Origin of the sequence: Gordonia gummivorans (genome assembly GCF_022513585.1) — a bacterium.
Lineage (GTDB): Bacteria > Actinomycetota > Actinomycetes > Mycobacteriales > Mycobacteriaceae > Gordonia.
Genome location: NZ_JAKWBF010000014.1, coordinates 92,308 through 110,165, shown reverse-complemented (window position 1 = coordinate 110,165; position 17,858 = coordinate 92,308). Strand labels below are relative to the sequence as shown.

17 protein-coding genes and 2 tRNA genes are annotated in these 17,858 nt (G+C 66.3%); 7 read left to right on the top strand and 12 right to left on the bottom strand.

Annotation, left to right across the window (positions count from 1 at the left end; genetic code table 11):
• Nucleotides 1–41: 41 nt before the first annotated feature.
• Nucleotides 42–518, bottom strand: coding sequence for a nucleoside deaminase (locus MKW15_RS12435; protein WP_240857928.1), 477 nt, complete (start codon nt 516–518; stop codon nt 42–44).
• Between the two features lie 22 nt (nt 519–540).
• Nucleotides 541–1,080: a tRNA adenosine deaminase-associated protein gene (locus tag MKW15_RS12430; RefSeq protein ID WP_240857927.1), complete on the bottom strand. Its 540-nt coding sequence runs from the start codon at nt 1,078–1,080 to the stop codon at nt 541–543.
• 77 nt (nt 1,081–1,157) lie between these two features.
• Here MKW15_RS12430 and MKW15_RS12425 point away from each other — a divergent pair, with 77 nt between their 5' ends.
• Nucleotides 1,158–2,129, top strand: coding sequence for a prephenate dehydrogenase (locus MKW15_RS12425; protein WP_240857926.1), 972 nt, complete (start codon nt 1,158–1,160; stop codon nt 2,127–2,129).
• Between the two features lie 90 nt (nt 2,130–2,219).
• On the opposite strand, the gene MKW15_RS12420 is transcribed toward MKW15_RS12425, so the two are convergent.
• The 6 genes from MKW15_RS12420 to MKW15_RS12395 form a co-directional block, all read right to left on the bottom strand.
• The gene (locus MKW15_RS12420; protein WP_240858005.1) at nt 2,220–2,774 is read right to left on the bottom strand and encodes a putative glycolipid-binding domain-containing protein; all 555 of its coding nucleotides are present in this window, start codon (nt 2,772–2,774) and stop codon (nt 2,220–2,222) included.
• 161 nt (nt 2,775–2,935) lie between these two features.
• On the bottom strand, nt 2,936–3,712 hold the full coding sequence (locus tag MKW15_RS12415; RefSeq protein WP_240857925.1) for a hypothetical protein: 777 nt from the start codon (nt 3,710–3,712) through the stop codon (nt 2,936–2,938).
• 89 nt (nt 3,713–3,801) lie between these two features.
• A complete protein-coding gene (locus tag MKW15_RS12410; protein WP_240857924.1) occupies nt 3,802–5,499 on the bottom strand; it encodes a cation:proton antiporter in 1,698 nt (565 codons plus the stop codon).
• A 350-nt stretch (nt 5,500–5,849) separates the two neighbouring features.
• Nucleotides 5,850–6,611 carry an aquaporin Z gene (gene aqpZ, locus MKW15_RS12405; protein ID WP_374247031.1) on the bottom strand — a complete coding sequence of 254 codons (762 nt, stop codon included), beginning with the start codon at nt 6,609–6,611 and terminating at the stop codon, nt 5,850–5,852.
• A 206-nt stretch (nt 6,612–6,817) separates the two neighbouring features.
• Nucleotides 6,818–6,890, bottom strand: a tRNA-Arg gene (locus tag MKW15_RS12400).
• Between the two features lie 56 nt (nt 6,891–6,946).
• Nucleotides 6,947–7,035 (bottom strand) — tRNA-Ser (locus tag MKW15_RS12395).
• A gap of 131 nt (nt 7,036–7,166) precedes the next feature.
• Here MKW15_RS12395 and hisC point away from each other — a divergent pair.
• A complete protein-coding gene (gene hisC, locus MKW15_RS12390) occupies nt 7,167–8,234 on the top strand; it encodes a histidinol-phosphate transaminase (RefSeq protein WP_240857923.1) in 1,068 nt (355 codons plus the stop codon).
• A gap of 159 nt (nt 8,235–8,393) precedes the next feature.
• Here hisC and MKW15_RS12385 read toward each other — a convergent pair whose 3' ends face one another.
• A complete protein-coding gene (locus tag MKW15_RS12385) occupies nt 8,394–9,377 on the bottom strand; it encodes an alpha/beta hydrolase (protein ID WP_240857922.1) in 984 nt (327 codons plus the stop codon).
• 174 nt (nt 9,378–9,551) lie between these two features.
• Here MKW15_RS12385 and MKW15_RS12380 point away from each other — a divergent pair, with 174 nt between their 5' ends.
• Complete coding sequence (locus MKW15_RS12380) at nt 9,552–9,986, top strand: acyl-CoA thioesterase (RefSeq protein WP_308221043.1); 435 nt, start codon at nt 9,552–9,554, stop codon at nt 9,984–9,986.
• A gap of 4 nt (nt 9,987–9,990) precedes the next feature.
• Here MKW15_RS12380 and MKW15_RS12375 read toward each other — a convergent pair whose 3' ends face one another.
• Together MKW15_RS12375 and MKW15_RS12370 are read right to left on the bottom strand one after the other, a co-directional pair.
• Nucleotides 9,991–11,256 (bottom strand): hypothetical protein, encoded by a 1,266-nt coding sequence (locus MKW15_RS12375; protein ID WP_240857921.1) that lies wholly within the window; start codon nt 11,254–11,256, stop codon nt 9,991–9,993.
• Nucleotides 11,257–11,286: 30 nt separating this feature from the next.
• Complete coding sequence (locus MKW15_RS12370; protein ID WP_240857984.1) at nt 11,287–12,420, bottom strand: acyltransferase family protein; 1,134 nt, start codon at nt 12,418–12,420, stop codon at nt 11,287–11,289.
• Between the two features lie 57 nt (nt 12,421–12,477).
• Between MKW15_RS12370 and MKW15_RS12365 the strand changes: the two genes are divergently transcribed.
• Together MKW15_RS12365 and MKW15_RS12360 are read left to right on the top strand one after the other, a co-directional pair.
• Complete coding sequence (locus MKW15_RS12365; protein WP_240857920.1) at nt 12,478–13,530, top strand: magnesium transporter CorA family protein; 1,053 nt, start codon at nt 12,478–12,480, stop codon at nt 13,528–13,530.
• A gap of 117 nt (nt 13,531–13,647) precedes the next feature.
• Nucleotides 13,648–14,628 (top strand): alpha/beta hydrolase, encoded by a 981-nt coding sequence (locus tag MKW15_RS12360; protein ID WP_240857919.1) that lies wholly within the window; start codon nt 13,648–13,650, stop codon nt 14,626–14,628.
• Between the two features lie 12 nt (nt 14,629–14,640).
• Here the strand turns inward: MKW15_RS12360 and MKW15_RS12355 are convergent, their stop codons facing one another.
• Nucleotides 14,641–15,315, bottom strand: coding sequence for a winged helix-turn-helix transcriptional regulator (locus MKW15_RS12355; RefSeq protein WP_240857918.1), 675 nt, complete (start codon nt 15,313–15,315; stop codon nt 14,641–14,643).
• A gap of 160 nt (nt 15,316–15,475) precedes the next feature.
• Here MKW15_RS12355 and MKW15_RS12350 point away from each other — a divergent pair, with 160 nt between their 5' ends.
• Together MKW15_RS12350 and MKW15_RS12345 are read left to right on the top strand one after the other, a co-directional pair.
• The gene (locus tag MKW15_RS12350; protein WP_276614898.1) at nt 15,476–16,306 is read left to right on the top strand and encodes a class I SAM-dependent methyltransferase; all 831 of its coding nucleotides are present in this window, start codon (nt 15,476–15,478) and stop codon (nt 16,304–16,306) included.
• 123 nt (nt 16,307–16,429) lie between these two features.
• Nucleotides 16,430–17,827: a phosphatase PAP2 family protein gene (locus MKW15_RS12345; protein ID WP_240857917.1), complete on the top strand. Its 1,398-nt coding sequence runs from the start codon at nt 16,430–16,432 to the stop codon at nt 17,825–17,827.
• Nucleotides 17,828–17,858: the final 31 nt, after the last annotated feature.

The following is a 17,858-nucleotide window of genomic DNA, read 5'->3' as shown; positions in this document are numbered from 1 at the left end:
GAGCGGTCACGGAGATTTCCCTGAGTCCAACCCCGAGGCGGCTAATCGGCCGGTGGCGCATCCCGGCGGTCGGTGAAGAATCCGACCATCAGCGCGCGGCACTGCTCCTCGAGGACACCTCCGCGCACCTGCGGACGATGACTCAGACGCGGGTCGCGGACCACATCCCAGAGGGATCCGACCGCCCCGGTCTTGGGCTCCCACGCCCCGAACACGAGCAGATCGACCCGCGCCAGGGTGATGGCCCCGGCACACATCGTGCAAGGTTCGACGGTCACGGCGATCGTGCAGCCCGGAAGGCGCCACCCGTCCCCGAACGCCGCGGCGGCGGCTCGCAGGGCGAGGATCTCGGCGTGCGCGGTCGGGTCGGCGTCGGCTTCGCGGCGGTTGGCTGCACGAGCGAGTTCGATCCCGTTCGGATCGAATACCACCGCTCCGATCGGAACGTCATCGGGCCCGGCGTCGGCCGCCGCGTCGAGCGCACACACCATCATGGACTCCCAGATCGGCGGGCTCACCTGCTCACCCATCTCCGGGCCGTCAGTGGCCGAGGGAGTCGAGAACCTTGGAGAGCTCGTCGGCAAACCCGAGTCGCGCGGCGATCATGCCGATCTGCTCGTCTGCGTACAGGTCGGTGTCCCCGACGATCACACTCATCACCGCGTCGGGCAGACCCAGGTCGGCGAGCAGCCCGAGGTCGCCCTCCTCCCACGGGTCGATGTCGTCGAGGTCATCCGGGTCGAGGTCGGGGACGTCGACGTCCAGCGCGTCGAGCGCATCGGCGGCGACGTCGTAGTCGAGCGCTGCGGTGGCGTCGGAGATCAACAACCGCGCACCGCCAGGCGCCGGGCGGACGACGATGAAGAACTCGTCGTCGACGTCGAGCAGGCCGAACACCGCACCCGCTGCGCGCAACTCACGAAGTTGACGTTCGGCGTCGGAGAGATCCCCCAACGCGGCGTGTTTCATCGCGGTGACCTTCCACGCACCGTCCTCGCGAACCACGGCTATGGCAAAACCGTCGATGTCATCGTCGTTCTGCGTGTTCGAGCCCGTCTTCTGCGCGCCGGCACCAGCCATGCAGGTCACGGTAGCCGTAAACGGCGAACCGCCCAAGTCCTCGGCAGACGCCGATCGCGATATGGGAATCTGTCCAGGTGAGTGATCCCAATACTGCCGCGCCCGAACCGCTCCCACCCGTCTGCGTGCTGGGCCTAGGGCTGATCGGAGGATCGCTGCTTCGCGTCCTGCACGACGCGGGGCACCAGGCCTTCGGCTACAACCGTTCGACGCAGACGGTCGACGACGCCGTCCGCGACGGTTACCAGGCTTCCTCGGATCTGGATGCGACGCTGCGCCGCGCCGCCGAGTCGGACGCCATGATCGTGCTCGCAACCCCGGTCACCACGATCGAACCGTTGGTGTCGGCGATCGCCGACCTCGCACCCGACGCCCTGCTCACCGACGTGATCAGCGTCAAGCAGGAGGTCGCAGAGATCGTGGCGCGACTGCATCCGAACGCGCGTTACGTGGGTGGACATCCGATGGCGGGAACGAGCCGGTCGGGGTGGTCGGCGACCGACCCGAGCCTCTTCGTCGACGCGATGTGGATGGTCACGACCGACGACGCCACACCGGCACGGGACTGGCTCGCAGTCGCGACCATGGCGCTCGCGACCGGCGCCCGGGTGGTTCCTGCGGCGGCCGACGCACACGATCGTGCGGTCGCCGCGATCTCGCATCTGCCTCATCTGACGGCGGCCGCCACCGCGGCGGTGGGCGCAGGCGAAAGCGGCTTGGCACTACGTCTGGCCGCTGGGAGCTTTCGTGACGGCACGCGCGTGGCCGGGAGCGCACCCGCATTGCAGCGAGCGATGGTGGAGGCCAATCGAATTGCCGTTCTCAACGTGTTGAGCGAAACGATCGACCGCCTGATCGCGGCTCGCGACGACCTCCGGGACAAGGGCACCGTGGAGGTACTCATCGACGATGGGCACCGCGCGCGCATCGCCTACGAGGAGATGGCGAACGGCGCGGTGAAGGCCATCACCGGCGCCGAGGTCGGTGACGACGGCTGGCAGCACGAATTCCGACGCCAGGCCCATGCGGGTCGGGTTTGGGTGGGTTGACATTGTCGTCTCACCAGGGCTTCGAGGCTCTCGGCTAGCGCCTCGAGCACCTCAGCCAGCGGAGGGCAACTCTTCGGTGGGCGGGTCGGCTCAGACGCGGGTGGCCAGGCCGGGGTAGTCGATCACGAACCCGTTCTCGTCGACCGAGAGCGTGGAGTTCGCGACCGGTGAGACCACGCCGACACCGTCGGCCTTCGGCGTGTAGCTGAGGGTGGCCGGCTCCACGGTGCCCTGCGGGAGGTACACGTACACGACGGGAACCTCGACTGCGGCACCGCTGCCGGCGGAAAGGCCGAGGCGTCGGATGGGCAGCGCGTTGAACATCGGCGAAAGGGCCAGGTCCACGTCTTGCGCGCCCCCGAAGTCGCTGCGAATCGATTCGCCGCTCGGTGAGTGCACCAGCCAGTGATCCTCTTCGTCACGGTTGATGGCGAACTGGGTTTCCCCACTCACTTGGACGAGGTGGATGGACAGTCGCTTGGTCACACCGGAATCGTTGGTGACCAGCTCGTACGACGCGGAGAACGCCTCGTGGGTGTCGGTGGCGGCGGCGATGATCCGGCCGTAGGCCTTGATCCGTGTGCCGTTGACATGAAGGCGAACCTGCTCGAGGCGGTCGGTTCCTTCGCCCCGCCACGTCAGCATCGTCCGGTACTCACCGGTGGGTGTCGCGGTCTGGGGGGCTGCTTGCGGAGAACTCACCCTCCTACGGTAGCGACCAGGAACCGATTCCACACAACTGATGTGCAGGTGATTTCGACAAGCTCAATCCAAGTGAGCAGCACAATTGTGCCCCGGACCACTCGTCAGGCGATGCAGGAGGCGCTGCGTTTGGTCGACGACGGGCTGACCTCGTCGCTGACGATGGTCTCGCCGTCGACGGTGATGGTGCAGGTGGCACTGCTGCCGCTGCCGACGACCACGATCAGCCGCAGTGGGTTGTAGCCACCGGTGAAGGCGATTCTCCAGGTGGCCGGTGGGGAGAATTCGGTCCGCAAGCCGAGGGAATCGACGTAGAGGATGGTGCCGGTGCCCTCGATCGTCACCTGGTAGACGACTTCGTGGCCGCTGGGGTCGATGCCCGACGGTGAGCGGGGTCGGGTCGGGACTCCGGACGGGCGCGGCGTCGAACGCGGGTTGAGTGTCGGTACACGGGTGGGGTATTCGGCGGTGAAGGTCGGCTGATCGGCGGCCGTCGTGTCGGAATCGGGGTCGTCGCGGAAGAAGGCCATTGCGACGAGCAATACCACGACCACCGCGGCGAACAGGGCGACGACGGTGAACGCCGTGCTCCGAACCGACGGGACGCTGGATGCGGATCTCGATGACGCCGGCGTCGCAGCGGTCGAGGTCGAGGTGGGTGACGCCGACGCCTCGTCGGGCGTCGAGGTGATCGCTTCCTGACCCCGTCGAGTTCCCCGACGCGGCGGCGCAGCGCCGGGCCAGAACCGCGGCGTGCCGTCCGGTGTGTAGCCCAGAGGGGGATAGAACTGCTTCAGGTCACCGCGGTAGTCGTCGCTCGCACTCCGACCCTGGTCGTCGGACGACTCCGAAGACCTCGTCGGGTCGTGCGGTTGTCCCATTCGTCCGAGTCCTCCAGGTCCGAGCGTCATCGATGCCTATGTCTTCGACAGTACGGCGTCATGCGCTGGACCGGTCACGCGGTGATCGGTCAGAATCGGCTCTCCAGGCGCGACGACAGGCCGGCTTCCTGCAGGTCGAGCCGCTCGAGCATCGCCCGCACGGCTTCGTCCTCGACCGCGCCGGCGTCGCGGTTCTCCACCAGCGAGTCGCGCTGGGCCAAGAGCACGTCGCGGTACAAAGCGGCGAACGCGTCCGTGCGGGCCGTGTGCGCGTCGGGGTCGGGCATTTCTTCGACGTCCCGCGATTGCCGCGCCACCGTCTCCTTGATGTAGTCGACGGTCGCGTTGTCGAGGCCCGCAGGCGGGTTCTTCACGAAGTCGTCGATCACCACCTGGGCCGCGATCTGCACGATGCGTTCGGCCCGTTCGGTCTGTTCGTGGTCGTAGCGTTCCTCGTCTTCGTTGTGCAGGTGAAGGCGTCCGATGAGCCACGGCAGGGTCGGGCCCTGGATCAGAATGGTGCCCACCGCCACGACGAACGCGATCGCCTGGATGGCCGAGCGTTCGGGGAATGGTTCACCCGATTCCAGAGTGACCGGGATACCGGAGGCGGCCGCGAGGGTGACCACACCGCGCATACCCGTCCACGCCACGACCGTGGCCTCCTGCCAGGTCAACGGCCGGTTGTCGATGCGCTCGCGCAGTCGCGCCCACCGGGTCTTGGTGGTCCGGGTGCTGCGGGCGGCCGCGGGTCGTCGGGGGTTGGCATGCACTTGCACGCCGCCCATGCCTTCCCCGAGCCGACGACTCACCACCCCGCGCCCGAACATCGCGAACACGCAGATCGGTCGGATCACCAGGACCACCGCGAGAACCAGCAACGACGCGACGCCGATCTGCACGAGGGACTCGCGGGCCTCGCGCAGGTCCTCGATGATGAAACGCAGCTGTAGGCCGATGTAGGCGAAGACGAAGGCCTCGAGCAGCACATCCACCGAGTTCCAGACATAGCGTTCCTGCAGTCGTGTCTGGTAGCCGGCGTGCACCGAACCCGAGCCGACGACGAAACCGGCGATGACGACCGCCAACACACCCGATGCGTGCAGGTGCTCGGCCGCGAGGAATGCCGCGAACGGCACCACGAAACCCTGCACGGTTTCGAGAGCCGGGTTGCGTAGATGGCGACGAATCCACAGGGTGACCAGGCCTAGCACGACCCCGACGACGGGGCCCAACAGTGCGTTGTACCCGAACAGCAGAAGTGGGTTGTCGATGAAGGCGTGGGTGTTGGCGATCTGCGAGATGGCGATCGCGAACAGCGAGAGCGCCGCTGCGTCGTTGACGAGACTCTCGCCCGTCAGGATCGCCATCAGGCGTTTGGGAAGCCCGAGCTTGCGGCCGATGGCGACCGCGGTCACGGCGTCGGGCGGCGCCACGATCGCGCCGAGGAGCAGCGCGAGCAAGAAGGTGAACTCGGGGACCAGCAACGCGGCGACCGCGCCGACCGCGAACGCGGTGATGACCACCATCGCGACACCGAGACCGAGAATCGGCTTGATGTTGCGCAGGAAGTTGGGAAAGGAGAACCCGAGCGCCGCCGAGTACAGCAGCGGTGGCAGGACGACGGTGAGCAAGATGTCCGAATCCAGCTCGACCTGCGGGAGACCCGGGATGAACGACACGCCCAGCGCGATCAGCACGATGATCAGCGCCGGCTGCATGCCCCTCCGGTCGGCGGCGGCGGTCACGATGATCGCCCCGACCAGGACGAGGATGAGCAACTCCATGACCGGAGATTCTGTCAGCCGGTGTCCGATTCTGCCGGGCACGCGGCGGGACCCTGAGATGATGCGACACCCGCGGGACCCCCATGCGCCCGCGGGTGTCAGGCCTATACGGCCGAGCTGTCACGCGCCGTGTGGCGTGGTGATGGTCATCGACTCCGTTGTCGCAGACCATCGGGCCGTGCTGCCGCCCCCACCCCACGCGGGGGGCGGCAACCCCCTGACCAGGGCCACCATCGTTCACGAGCGCGAACTGAAGACACCTTCACACAAAAACGACTCATTGGGCAAGACCCAGTGGGTCATCTGTCCAAAGTGGCACCCGGGTCCGCTTTGACGTGCAGGTGCTCCGTTCAGGCAAGTTCGGACTGGGTGTCCTCGCTGCCCTCTTTCGCGAACAGAGTCACGTAGATCAATCCGCCGATCGCCCCGCCGACGAGCGGCGCCACCCAGAAGAGCCATAGTTGGGCGGGCGCACCGTTGCCGTTGAAGAACGCGACTCCGGTCGAGCGGGCCGGATTCACGGACGTATTGCTGATCGGGATCGAGATGAGGTGAATCAGGGTCAGCGTCAAGCCGATTGCAAGTGGAGCGAATCCGGCCGGCGCCTTTGCGTCGGTGACGCCGAGGATGACGATGAGGAAGAACGCCGTCAGGAGGATCTCCGCGATCAGCACGGAGACCAGACCGTATCCGTCGGGCGAATGGTCGCCGTAGCCGTTGGCGGCCATCGACCCCTTCCGCTCGAAGCCTTCCTTGCCGCTGGCGATGATCCAGAGCATCAAGCCGGCCGACAGACCGCCCGCAACCTGTGCGATCCAGTAGCCTGGCACATCCTTCCATGGAAGGCGGCCACTGACCGCAGCACCAAGGCTGATCGCCGGATTGAAGTGACCGCCCGAGATGTGGCCGACCGCGTAGGCCATGGTCACCACCGTGAGCCCGAACGCGAGCGCGACACCCAGGTATCCGATGCCGACTTGGAAAGTGGTTGCGCCATTGTCGGATTGGGCAACCTGTTTCGCAGCGAAGATGGCCGAACCACAGCCACCGAAGACGAGCCAGAACGTGCCGAAGAGTTCGGCAGCGAGTTTTGCCACAGGAGCTGGGATCACGATGGAGACCTTTCGCTAGGGAATGCGTGGTCGAGCAGCCTGGAACCCCCGTGCTCCAGTAGAACAGCGATTCGCCGCATTCGCGAGAGGTCAGTGAAGAAAATTCACAACGGTCTTGATCGCGAGACCGGTGACGGAGCGGCGCACGACGACGTCGAGAAAGCAGAAACCCCGTGGAACACAGCGCGTTCCACGGGGCTTCTCCGTGCGCCCGTAGGGATTCGAACCCCAAACCTTCTGATCCGTAGTCAGATGCTCTATCCGTTGAGCTACGGGCGCGTGGTCTTCAGTTATAGCTGTTCAGTTGTCCATCGCGGGTGGCGCCTGCGATGCGGCGGAGGCGAGAGGATTTGAACCTCCGGTCCCATTTTAGTGAGACAACTCATTAGCAGTGAGTCCCATTCGGCCGCTCTGGCACGCCTCCCAGCGGAGTCCTTTCGAACTTGCCGAAGCGAAAGGTTACACACTCGGCGCACCGGGAAGCAAACCAGTAGAGCGAGGACTCCGATACCCACCGCTTTGTGGGTCGTTCTCGTCGACCCCTACCCTGGACGGGTGACGCTGCGCATCCGCCCTGACCTCGACGACCTCCCCGTCTACGTGCCGGGCAAGACGTTTCCGGGCGCGGTGAAGCTGGCCAGCAACGAGGTGACCCAGGGCCCGCTCCCCAGCGTGCTCGACGCCATCGGCGCCGCGGCCGCGTCGGTCAATCGCTACCCCGACAACGGGATGGTCGAGCTCACCGCGACACTGGCGAAGCAGCTCGGTGTGACCGAGGACGAGATCCAGGTGGGCTGCGGCTCGGTGATCCTCTGCCAGAACCTGATTCTCATCACCAGCGGGCCGGGCGACGAGGTGATCTTCGGCTGGCGCTCGTTCGAGACGTACCCGCTTGCGACGCGGGTGGCCGGTGCGACGCCGGTGCAAGTACCGCTCACCGGAGACCGCGTCTACGACCTGAAGGCGATGGCCGACGCCATCACCGACCGCACACGGCTGATCTTCGTCTGCAATCCGAACAATCCGACCGGCACCGTCGTCGAAGCCGACGACTTGCGCACCTTCCTGCAGACCGTGCCGTCGGACATCATCGTCGCCCTCGACGAGGCGTACTTCGAGTACATGCGGCTACCGGAATCGCAACACTACGACGCCCTCGACCTGCGTCGGGAGTTCCCGAATCTTGTTGTGCTGCGCACCTTTTCGAAGGCATACGGGCTGGCCGGGCTCCGCGTCGGATATGCCGTCGGGACGCCCGAGGTGATCACCGCCCTCGGCAAGGTGCACGTGCCCTTCTCGGTGAACAGCGTGGCCCAACAGGCAGCGCTCGCCAGTCTCGCGGCGGCCGACGAGTTGTTGGCGCGCACCGACAGCGTCGTCGCCGAACGCGAACGAGTGACCGCGCGTCTGCGCGAAGCGGGCTATCGCGTACCCGACTCGCAGGCCAACTTCGTCTGGCTCGACCTCGGCGATGCAGCCATCGACTTCGCGACCGCATGCGTCGAGGCAGGAGTGGTGGTCCGCCCGTTCGCCGGTGACGGCGTTCGAGTGACGGTCACCAACCCGGAGGAGGACGACGTGTTCCTCGCGTTCGCCGAATCCTGGGACGGGCGGCGGGGCTGAGATCAGCCCCCTCACGCTGTGAGTTCCACCGCTGGCTAGACGCGAGCCTGCGAGCCCGTGGTGCGATGACAATGCCATCTCGCTGCGCCCTTCGAGGCTCGTCGCTTGCGCTCCTCGCACCTCAGGGAGCGGTGGTGGGGTCCGGGAGCGGTGGCCGGGTCAGCTGTAGAGCCCGCGCGAGATGACCGGCCACAGGGCGGGGAGGTCTTGTTCCCAGTACGCCCAGGTGTGAGTGCCGATCAGACGGAATCCGTCGGTGTAGTTGACGCCGGCGGCACGCATCGTGAGTGCGAACTCCAACGAGCAGCGGTAGGCGCCGAGCTCAAGGGCCGACGACGACGCGGTGACGGCCTCACGCGGCCCCTCGTCGGGCTCCACCCGGCGCTGCAGGTCCAGCGGGCCGACGGCCCCGGAACCGGCCGAGATGAAGATCTGCTTCCCGCGCAGGGCGTCGAGGTGCAGGCTCGGGTCGTGCGCACGCCAACCCTTCGAGCCGAACGGCCCCCACATGTTGGTGGCGTCGCCGCCGTCACGTCCGACGGTGGTGCGGACATACGCTTCGTTCGCGAGCCCCGACACCGGCGGGCAGCCCGACAACGACGCGATACCCCGGTACAGCGACGGATGGCGAATGGCGAGCGCGAAGGCAGCCTGACCGCCCATCGACAAGCCGATCACCGCGTTGCGGCCGGTGCCGTTGAAGCGTTTGTCGACCAGCGCGGGGAGTTCCTTGGCGAGGAACGTCTCCCACATGGGCTTACCGAGCTTGGGGTCGTTCTTCTGCCAGTCGGTGTAGAAGCTCCCCTTGCCGCCGGTCGGAAGAACGACGTTGACGTTCTTGTCGGCGAAGAAACGGCCCGCACGACCCTTGGTGATCCAGTCGCTCACGTCGCCTTCGGCACCTGCGCCATCAAGCATGTAGACGGTCGGACGGGGACCCGACGCTCCGGCCGGCGTGAGCACCGAAAGCTTCACCCGCTGCTTCATCGCCGGCGAGTACACCCAGATGTCGGTCCGCAGGGCACTCAGTTTCACCGACTTCGCGATCCGCGCCGTCGGCGTGGGCGCGGCATGTGCGGCCACAGGTGCCGTCAACAGCGCAGCAACGACCCCGGCAACGACTGCGATCCAACGCCTCGCCATGCGGTTTTCTCCTACCCCGTTTCAGACACGTGCTCCGTCGGTCCGATCTCACGACACGCGGCCGCGCGCCCCCCAGCGGACAGACCACTTATAGGGTGACAGACTACCCGCGGATAGCCGACCGCGAGAAGGCCCACAATCGAGTTTGCGATCACACAAAGGACATCCAGACCAGTGGCGACACAAGACAGCAGCGGTTTCGCGTTCGTCGCAGAGGTCGACGTCCGATGGTCGGACATGGACGCCTTCGGCCACATCAATCACGCGCGCATGGTCACGTTGATGGAAGAGGCGCGCATCGCGTGGCTCCTCAGTGCCGGCGAGGAGTACGCCCCGCTGATCCAGAGCGCGATGATCGTCCACGTCGAGATCCGCTATCAGAGTCAACTGCGCCACGCCGATTCGCCACTGCGAATCGCCATGTGGATCAAGGGTTTTCGATCCGTCGACTTCACCATCGGCTACGAGATCCGGGGAGCCGACGCCGAGCCCGACAGCCGTCCGGCATGTGTCGCGAGCACCCAGATGGCGGTCGTCGACATCGAGGCGCACACGCTGCGTCGGCTCACGCCGACCGAAAAGGACTATCTGCGTTCGTGGTCGCGCTGACGCGTCAGCTTCTCCGATCCCCGGTTCCGGACCGCCCTGGCGCGGGTTCATACCGAGCCGGAAGCTCGCGTGCGGCAGCGGGAGAAATTCGCGCGATGTTGCCCTGCAAGACATCTCGGTAGATCCGCAGTTGCTCCTCGCCACTGCGTACCTGTTCGGTGAGGCGCTTGGAGTTGTCGACGGATATCTCTCGATCCCCCGACCTGGCGATCAGTTCGTCGATGCGGTCGTCGATGGTGAGTGCTTTGTTGTACTCGGCGAGGATGCGCAGTTCGACGGCGGCCGACTCGACGACGAACGCGACTTCGGCGAGGGCCTGCACGCGGTCGATGAGTTCGGTCCAGACCGGTCGCAATACGGTTTCCCGACGGTCGATCTGCTCGGCGAAGGACTTGTCGAACCCGCCGTTGCGCTTCGCGCGGTCGAGGTCGATGCGGACCGCACGCAATGCGATGACGTCGGCCGCGATCTCGGCGAGTTCGGCGTGCAGGTTCACCTGGGTGCGCTGCACCTCGAAATGGTCGGAGCGCCAGGCCGGATTGCGGACGATGCGGTCGTAGTAGTGCCCGGCGACGTAGAGAAGCGTCTCGTAGCCGTCGATGAATCCGGCCGCCCGCGGTGCCTGCGGTGCCGCCTGCTCCCGACCGCCCCCGAGGATCTGACCCGCCCACGTCTCGGCCTGCGGGCTGCCCGACTTCGCGGCCACAGCGCCGACGACACCCGCGATCCGATCGATCGCCGCCGAACCTGCCCGGCGCATGTAACTCGACGCGTTGACGTTGGGAGTGGGCGTACACAGCAGGCCCGAGAACAGGCGCTCCCGCTCATCGATCTCGAGGTAGACGTTCTCGCGGCGCTCCCGGCGAATGGCTCGCGTGCCACCGGCGAACACGCCCTTGGCGGTGACGATCGCCTTGTGTGCATCCTCCCGACGCCGCACCAGGCCGTTCAGGCGATTGCGCATCACCGCGCCGACCACGCCGGGAACAACCGGGCTGACCAGCTGATTCTCGAGCTGCGTGATCCCGCGCTGGAGTCGGCGGAGGTCACCGAAGCCTGCGGGCAGCGTCGGCACGGGCAGTCCCAACGAGACCCGACGGACAAAGATCGCCCGTCCGCCCGGCGTGAGGAAACCCGACGCGATCAGCAGTGCGGCGACGTCGGAGAGGTCGGGCCGGTCGCCGGGCATCTGCGACGCGTCGCACCAGGCGCGGATCTCCTTGGCCGAACGCGCACGCGACCGCCGCCCCGGATACCGGTTGTCGACCATGAATTTCTCCCGCCTTCTCTGCCGACAATGCTACCCGGGCTCGACGACACTCCCCGGCGTCCGCGCACGCCACAGGGGTGCGGTGGCACGGTGCAGCCCCCAGGCGATCGGAGTGCTCACCGCCGTCGTGACCAGGAACGCGATCAGCCACGACCCGGTGAAGACGCCGTAGTTCAGGACGTCCATCATCACCTCGAGCACCACCACGTGGACGAGGAAGAACTCGTAGGAGATCTCACCGAACCACACCATCGGTGCGCTCCCGCACAACCTCGTCCACAGGTCACGCCCGGCGAAAACCAGCGGGCCGATCAGCCCGACGGCGACGACGAGATAGAGAAGGTGTTTGACGATGGTCGCCGACGCGGTGGTCGGGGTGATGGTCGGCTCGCCCGCGATGGCAGATCCGGACAGCACAAAGGCCCCGATCGCGATGCCCACCGACCACGACGCCGGCCAGCGTCGGACCAGACGGGTGCAGACCGCGAGCAGCATCCCGCCCGCGAACCAACCGATGAATGCCGGAGCCCACAGCCGCGCGGTGAGATCGACGCCATCACTGCCAGCGACCACCACCGACCAGATCGGACTGATCAGCATCACCCCGCCCAAACCGACGATCAGCAGATCGGGTCGCCACCGCCGGCGCGACAGCGCCACCACCAGCACCCAACCGATGAGCGGCAGCACCAGGTAGAAGACGACCTCGGCAGCAAGACTCCACATCTGCGTCAGCCCGCTGTGCAGGTGGCCGATCCCGTAGACCTGGGTCAGCGTCATGTTCCGCAGATAGCCCGACCAGCCGTTGCCGGTGGCCGACTCGACTCCACCGGGCGGCGCAACGGCGTAGAGCACGTACACCGCGGTCACGACGATCCAGTACGCGGGAAGGATGCGCCGCGCGCGGTGGGGGAAGTAGCGTCGAACCCCTGGCGTCGTCGACGCTTCGGCCGCGGCGCGAACCCATGGCCGGAACAGCAGATATCCGGACAGCACGAAGAAGATCGCGACGCCGACCTCGAACCGCGCGAAGATCCGGCCGGCGAAGTCGTCGGTGTAGTTGCCGGTCCAGAACGCCGCATGCGTGAGACAGACGGCCAGCGCCGCCACGGTCCGGATACCGGTCAGCGACGCGATCCTGCGCGATCCCTGCCCGGCCGTCATGCTGCGATCCTGCCGCAACGACCGTTCGGTGCGCGACGAGCGGTGCACAATCGTCGGATGGGCCACGAACATGTCCGCGGACAGATCTGGCGCGACGGCCAGTTCGTCGACGGCTTCCAGCTCGACCAGATCTCCGACTGCATCGACGAACCCGACACTCTCGTTTGGGCCGACCTCGAATGCCCGACGCACGAGACACTGATCCGCCTGGCAACAGAACTGGACCTCGATCCGTTCGCCGTCGAGGACACCACCGCGGCCGTGGAGCGGGTCAAGACCGTCACCTATACCGCCCACACCTTCTTGATGGTGTACGCCATCACCATCAAAGATGTTGACGGACAGTCGGATTCAGATGTCGCCCCACCCACCCAGCAGCCATTGCCGCAACAGCAGCCGCTACAGCGGGCGACGCTGTTCGATCTGCATCGCATCTCGATCTTCGTGAAACACAACGCGCTCATCACGGTGCGGCGGAACTCCGGTTTCGACATCGACCAGGTGGTGCAGCGATGGAAGGACATCGGCGGCGAAAGCTACGGCGTCGGCGCACTACTGCACGGCCTGCTCGACGTCGTGGTCGACGGACATTTTTACGCGGTCGAGCGACTCGACGACGACATCGAGGATCTCGAACAGCTCCTCTTCGACGACAGGGTGCCCGGCCGCTCGCTGCAGCGTCGTACCTACGATCTGCGCAAGGATCTCGTGGTGCTGCGACGCGTCGTCCTGCCGATGCGCGAGGTCATCGCCGGAATTCAGCGCCGCCGCTTCGAGAACCAAGCACCACCCGAACTCGATCCGCACTTCTCCGACCTCTACGACCACGCGCTGCGCGCCGCGGAATGGACCGAGTCGTTGCGCGACATGATCACGACGGTGTTCGAGACCAACCTCTCGCTGGCCGACGCCCGCCTCAACACCGTGATGAAGAAGCTGACGGCGTGGGCCGGGATCGTCGCCGTCCCGACCGCGATCACCGGCTTCTACGGCCAGAACGTCCCGTTCCCGGGTTTCGCCCGCACGTTTGGGTTCGTCACCAGCACGGTGCTCATCGTGGTGATCGTCGGAGCGCTCTACGTCAGTTTCCGACGCCGCGACTGGCTGTGACGTATTCGTCCGGTTTCGGAACGATCACACCATTAGTCACATCAGCCGCTTCTGTCACATAATGATGCAGGTGTTCGTGACGCTGGGTCACGAGATCGTATGGCCAGGAGGTCGGTCGTGTCCGGACGTGTTCTGTTGTCTGCCCTGGTGGCGGCGGTGATGGCCACTGGCGTGCTCGTCACCGGGACGTCGAGCGCGCAGGCCGAGCCGGACAAGACGGTCGTCCGCGTCGTGTCGAAGTCCACCGTCAAGGGTCGGGAGCGACTCAAGGTGTGGTCGCCGATCATGGGGCGCGAGATCACCGTCGACCTGCAACGACCGTCGGGTGATGGTGAGCGCCCGACGCTGTACATGCTCGACGGCGCCGAAGCGCACGACGAGGAGTCGGGTTGGTACGCGATGACCAACCTACAGTCGCTCGCGGCAGCCGAGAAGCTCAACGTGGTCACGCCGGTCGGCGACCCGCACAGCTACTACACCGACTGGCGCGCCGTCGACCCGGCGATCGGCAAGAAGTACATGTACGAGACCTTCCTCACCCGCGAACTGCCCAAGCTGATCGACGCCGAGTACGGCGGCAATGGCCGCAACGCGATCGCCGGGGCATCGATGGGCGGTGTCGCGGCCCTCACTCTGACCGCGCGACACCCGGCCCTCTACCAGGGCGTGGCCGGCTACAGCGACTGCGCCAACATCTCCAGCCTGCCCAACCAGATGCTCACCCGCTGGGACGTGAGTCGCGGAGGCGGGAACGTCGAGAACATGTGGGGTCCGTTCAGCGATCCCGAATGGCGTGCGCACGACCCCTACCTCCTCGCGGCCAACCTCCGCGGCAAGACGATCTACATGTCGTCGGGCAACGGCGTCCCGGGCAAGTACAACAACCTGATCGCCGACCCGGTCGACGAGACCTTCCGCGGCATCATCGGAGAGATCGGCACCTGGTTCTGCACGGGCCAGATCAGTAATCGGTTGTCGCAGTTGTCGATTCCGTTCACCACCAACCTGCGCACCACCGGCACCCACAAGTGGGGCTACTGGCGCGACGAGTTGAACACCTCGTGGCCGATGCTGATGCGCTCGATCGGGTTGCGCTGAACCGCCACCAGATCACGCAGGCCGCGGAATGGCTGCCGAGTTGCCCTGCCCGATCCAGCCCGGAACTTGTCGAGCAACAGAAGGCGCGGCGAGCACATCGACCTTGTTGTCGCGCAGAGCATTTCGCCAGTCTGTGTCACCCCGCCAGATCTCGGTGAGGGTGCGCAGGTCGGTGTCGATCGCGACGTCGACGTCGTAGCCGGGGTCGAAGTCGCACACCTGCGCCTGGCCGTCGTCGACGACCAGCCACCAGGTTCCGGCCTTGCCGATCACATCGCGAAACCGGAACTGCACCATGGTGCGTCGTCGTGGCCACTGGTCGATCGGGATGGTGCGGTGCATGTCCCACAGCAGCAGGTGCGGGTCGAGGTCGGCGTCGCCCAGCTCCCCGATCCATCGGATTCCCCAGGTGCTCAATGCGGTGACCACCTCGGCGAGTTCGTCACCCTTCTCGGTCAGTGTGTACACCGACCGGCCTCCGACCACCGTGCGTCGAACCACTCCCGCCCGTTCCAGACCGCGCAGGCGCTTGGTCAGCAACGCGGGTGACATCTTGGGCACCCCGCGTCGCAATTCATTGAAATGCTTACTGCCCAAGAGGAGTTCGCGAATCACCAGGATCGTCCAGCGCTCGTCGAGAAGTTCCATCGCCTTGGCGACCGGGCAGAATTGTCCATACGAGGTCATGCGACCACCTCCGTGTGCTTCGTTCAAGTACACACCCGCGCCCGGCTCGGGACCAGTACAGATTCTGTACCACGAGTGGTTCAGATCGTGATCTGGAGACGACCGCCACGTGAGAGCGACGCTGGATGGGTCCGATATCCGAACACAAGGAATCACCACCATGTCGCACCCGACGACCACTGTCCGCACCATCACCCCCGACCTCGACGCCGCGATCAAGACCAAGCATCGCGCGATGTGGGCGTCCGGGGACTATCCTGCCGTCGCCGACCTCATCGCGCCGCTGGGCCGAACCCTCGTCGATGCCTTGACGATCAACCCGGGTGAGACCCTGGTAGATGTCGCGGCCGGCGATGGAAATGTCGCGGTACCGGCGGCGCGAGCCGCAGCCCGCGTGGTCGCCACCGACCTCACCCCGGAGCTGCTGCAGACCGGCGAGTCGGCCAGCGATCTCGATATCACCTGGCGCACAGCCGATGCCGAGGATCTACCGTTCGACGACGACACCTTCGACATCGCGACGTCCTGCGTGGGCGTCATGTTCGCACCCGACCATCGCAAGTGTGCCGACCAACTCGTGCGCGTCGTCCGGCCCGGCGGACGGATCGGCCTGATCAACTGGACCCCAACCGGTTTCATCGGTCAACTGTTCGGGGTGATGAAGCCCTACGCTCCGCCACCGCCGCCGCACGCCCGTCCCGGCGTCCTGTGGGGCGACGAGGATCACGTGCGCTCGTTGTTCGGCACCGCGGTGACCGGACTCGACGCGCAGGTCGGTGCTGTCACCGTGGACCGGTTCGACGACGGAGCGGCCTTCCGCGACTTCTTCAAGGCGAACTACGGACCCACCATCACCGCGTTCACGGCGATCGGGGACGACGCCGAGCGGGCCGCGGAACTCGACGCGGCGATCGCCGACCTGGCGGATCGCCACATCGACGGCGGGCGAATGGACTGGGAGTACCTGCTGGTGACCGCGGCGGTCGTCTGATCGGTCACGATTTGTTCACCTTGCCGACGTTTCGTTCAACTGGTTGAACAACTCAGTTCACATGCCGTTTACGATACGAACGTGCTAGTCGAGGACCCACGCCGACACGAATGGCGACAGCGGATGCTGTCGCCATCTCGTGTTCGGGTCATCGGCGGGCTCGCGCTCGTCGTCGCCCTGCTCGTCGGGCTGCAGATCTACGCCACCCGACAGTCGACGCTGGGCCCGTTGGAGAGCCTCTGGCACGACTACGCGGGCACCCCGAAATCGATGACGCTGCCGTGGGCGGGTCTGCTGCTCGCGATGGTCGGGTTGTCGTGGCGACGACGTTTCATCGCGCTCGGTGCGGCAGTGGCCATCGACGCCCTGTACGCGATACCCCGATGGCTGGAGTCCGGGGTGGTGGCCGTCGGCAACGGACCGGTGATCGTGCTGACCGGGATCGTCGTCGTCGCGTGCTGGCGCTGGACCGGCGTCGACCGTCGAAATGCCCTCTACGCTGCGGCGTTGGGTGCGCTGCTGATCCTGGCGACCAAGGTCGGTGACATCTGGCTGGGCGTGACCATCCACACCCAGCCGCTCGTCTTGGACGAGTACGTGATGCTGGCCGACCACGCCCTCGGGCAACCGTCGTGGCATGCGGCACGCATTCTCGAAGCCCTCGGCCCCAAGGTCGAATGGCTGCTGCACTGGGTTTACATCGAGCTTCCGGCCGCCGCTGCGGTGGTCGCGGTGTGGCAGCTGCGCGGCGTCGCGCGGACGGGCCGTTGGCCCAGCCACTACCTGGTCCGGACGTTCCTGGTGCTCGGCTTGGTCGGTCCACTCTTCTACGTGCTGTTCCCGGTCATCGGCCCGATGTTCGCGTTCGGACCCGAGGGCGGCGGCGCCCAGTTCGGCGACTACTGGCCAGGCGTGCTGCCACCGATCGACCTGACACCCGCTCCCCTGCACTTCGACGGCGGGCCACCCCGCAACTGCATGCCGTCGATGCACACCGCCTGGGCGCTGGCCGTGTTCCTGCATTCCCGACGCGACGTCGACGGCAGTCCCGCACCGCTGTGGATGCGTACGATCGGGTCGCTGTGGCTGGTCTGCACCCTCGCAGCGACGTTGGGTTTCGGCTATCACTACGGCGTCGACCTGGTCGCCGGCGCGGTGTTGTGCCTGACCATCGATTCGGCTCTGCGCGACCCCGCCCGCGGATGGGGTGCGCCCCGCATCCGTTTGGTCGCCGGCGGGTCGGTGCTGTTCGCGACCCTGCTCGTCTCCTACCGCTACCTGGCGGTTCCGATGGCGCACTACCCGGTGCTGGCCGGCGCGCTCGTCCTCGGGGCGCTGGTGGCGTTCGCCGGAACCTTCTACCTCACCTGGTTCGGCGACGGTCCTCTCCGCGCCTTCGACCGATTGGTGACACTCAATGCCCGGATCGCCGAACTGGTCCCGACCGGGCTGAGCGCAACTCGGGAGGGGCGCGGTCGGCGAGTGCTCGCCGAGCGCAAGCCGTCGCCCGTGCAAGACTGACCTCGTGACCGCGAGTCGAGGGGGTTGGTCG

What these genes read in the sequence shown, in the direction of transcription:
- MKW15_RS12430 (WP_240857927.1), bottom strand. Translation starts at nt 1,080, where the DNA reads ATGGCTGGTGCCGGCGCGCAGAAGACGGGCTCGAACACGCAGAACGAC.
- MKW15_RS12420 (WP_240858005.1), bottom strand. Translation starts at nt 2,774, where the DNA reads ATGCTGACGTGGCGGGGCGAAGGAACCGACCGCCTCGAGCAGGTTCGC.
- MKW15_RS12415 (WP_240857925.1), bottom strand. Translation starts at nt 3,712, where the DNA reads ATGGGACAACCGCACGACCCGACGAGGTCTTCGGAGTCGTCCGACGAC.
- MKW15_RS12410 (WP_240857924.1), bottom strand. Translation starts at nt 5,499, where the DNA reads ATGGAGTTGCTCATCCTCGTCCTGGTCGGGGCGATCATCGTGACCGCC.
- MKW15_RS12385 (WP_240857922.1), bottom strand. Translation starts at nt 9,377, where the DNA reads ATGGCGAGGCGTTGGATCGCAGTCGTTGCCGGGGTCGTTGCTGCGCTG.
- MKW15_RS12375 (WP_240857921.1), bottom strand. Translation starts at nt 11,256, where the DNA reads ATGGTCGACAACCGGTATCCGGGGCGGCGGTCGCGTGCGCGTTCGGCC.
- MKW15_RS12370 (WP_240857984.1), bottom strand. Translation starts at nt 12,420, where the DNA reads ATGACGGCCGGGCAGGGATCGCGCAGGATCGCGTCGCTGACCGGTATC.
- MKW15_RS12365 (WP_240857920.1), top strand. Translation starts at nt 12,478, where the DNA reads ATGGGCCACGAACATGTCCGCGGACAGATCTGGCGCGACGGCCAGTTC.
- MKW15_RS12355 (WP_240857918.1), bottom strand. Translation starts at nt 15,315, where the DNA reads ATGACCTCGTATGGACAATTCTGCCCGGTCGCCAAGGCGATGGAACTT.
- MKW15_RS12350 (WP_276614898.1), top strand. Translation starts at nt 15,476, where the DNA reads ATGTCGCACCCGACGACCACTGTCCGCACCATCACCCCCGACCTCGAC.
- MKW15_RS12345 (WP_240857917.1), top strand. Translation starts at nt 16,430, where the DNA reads ATGCTGTCGCCATCTCGTGTTCGGGTCATCGGCGGGCTCGCGCTCGTC.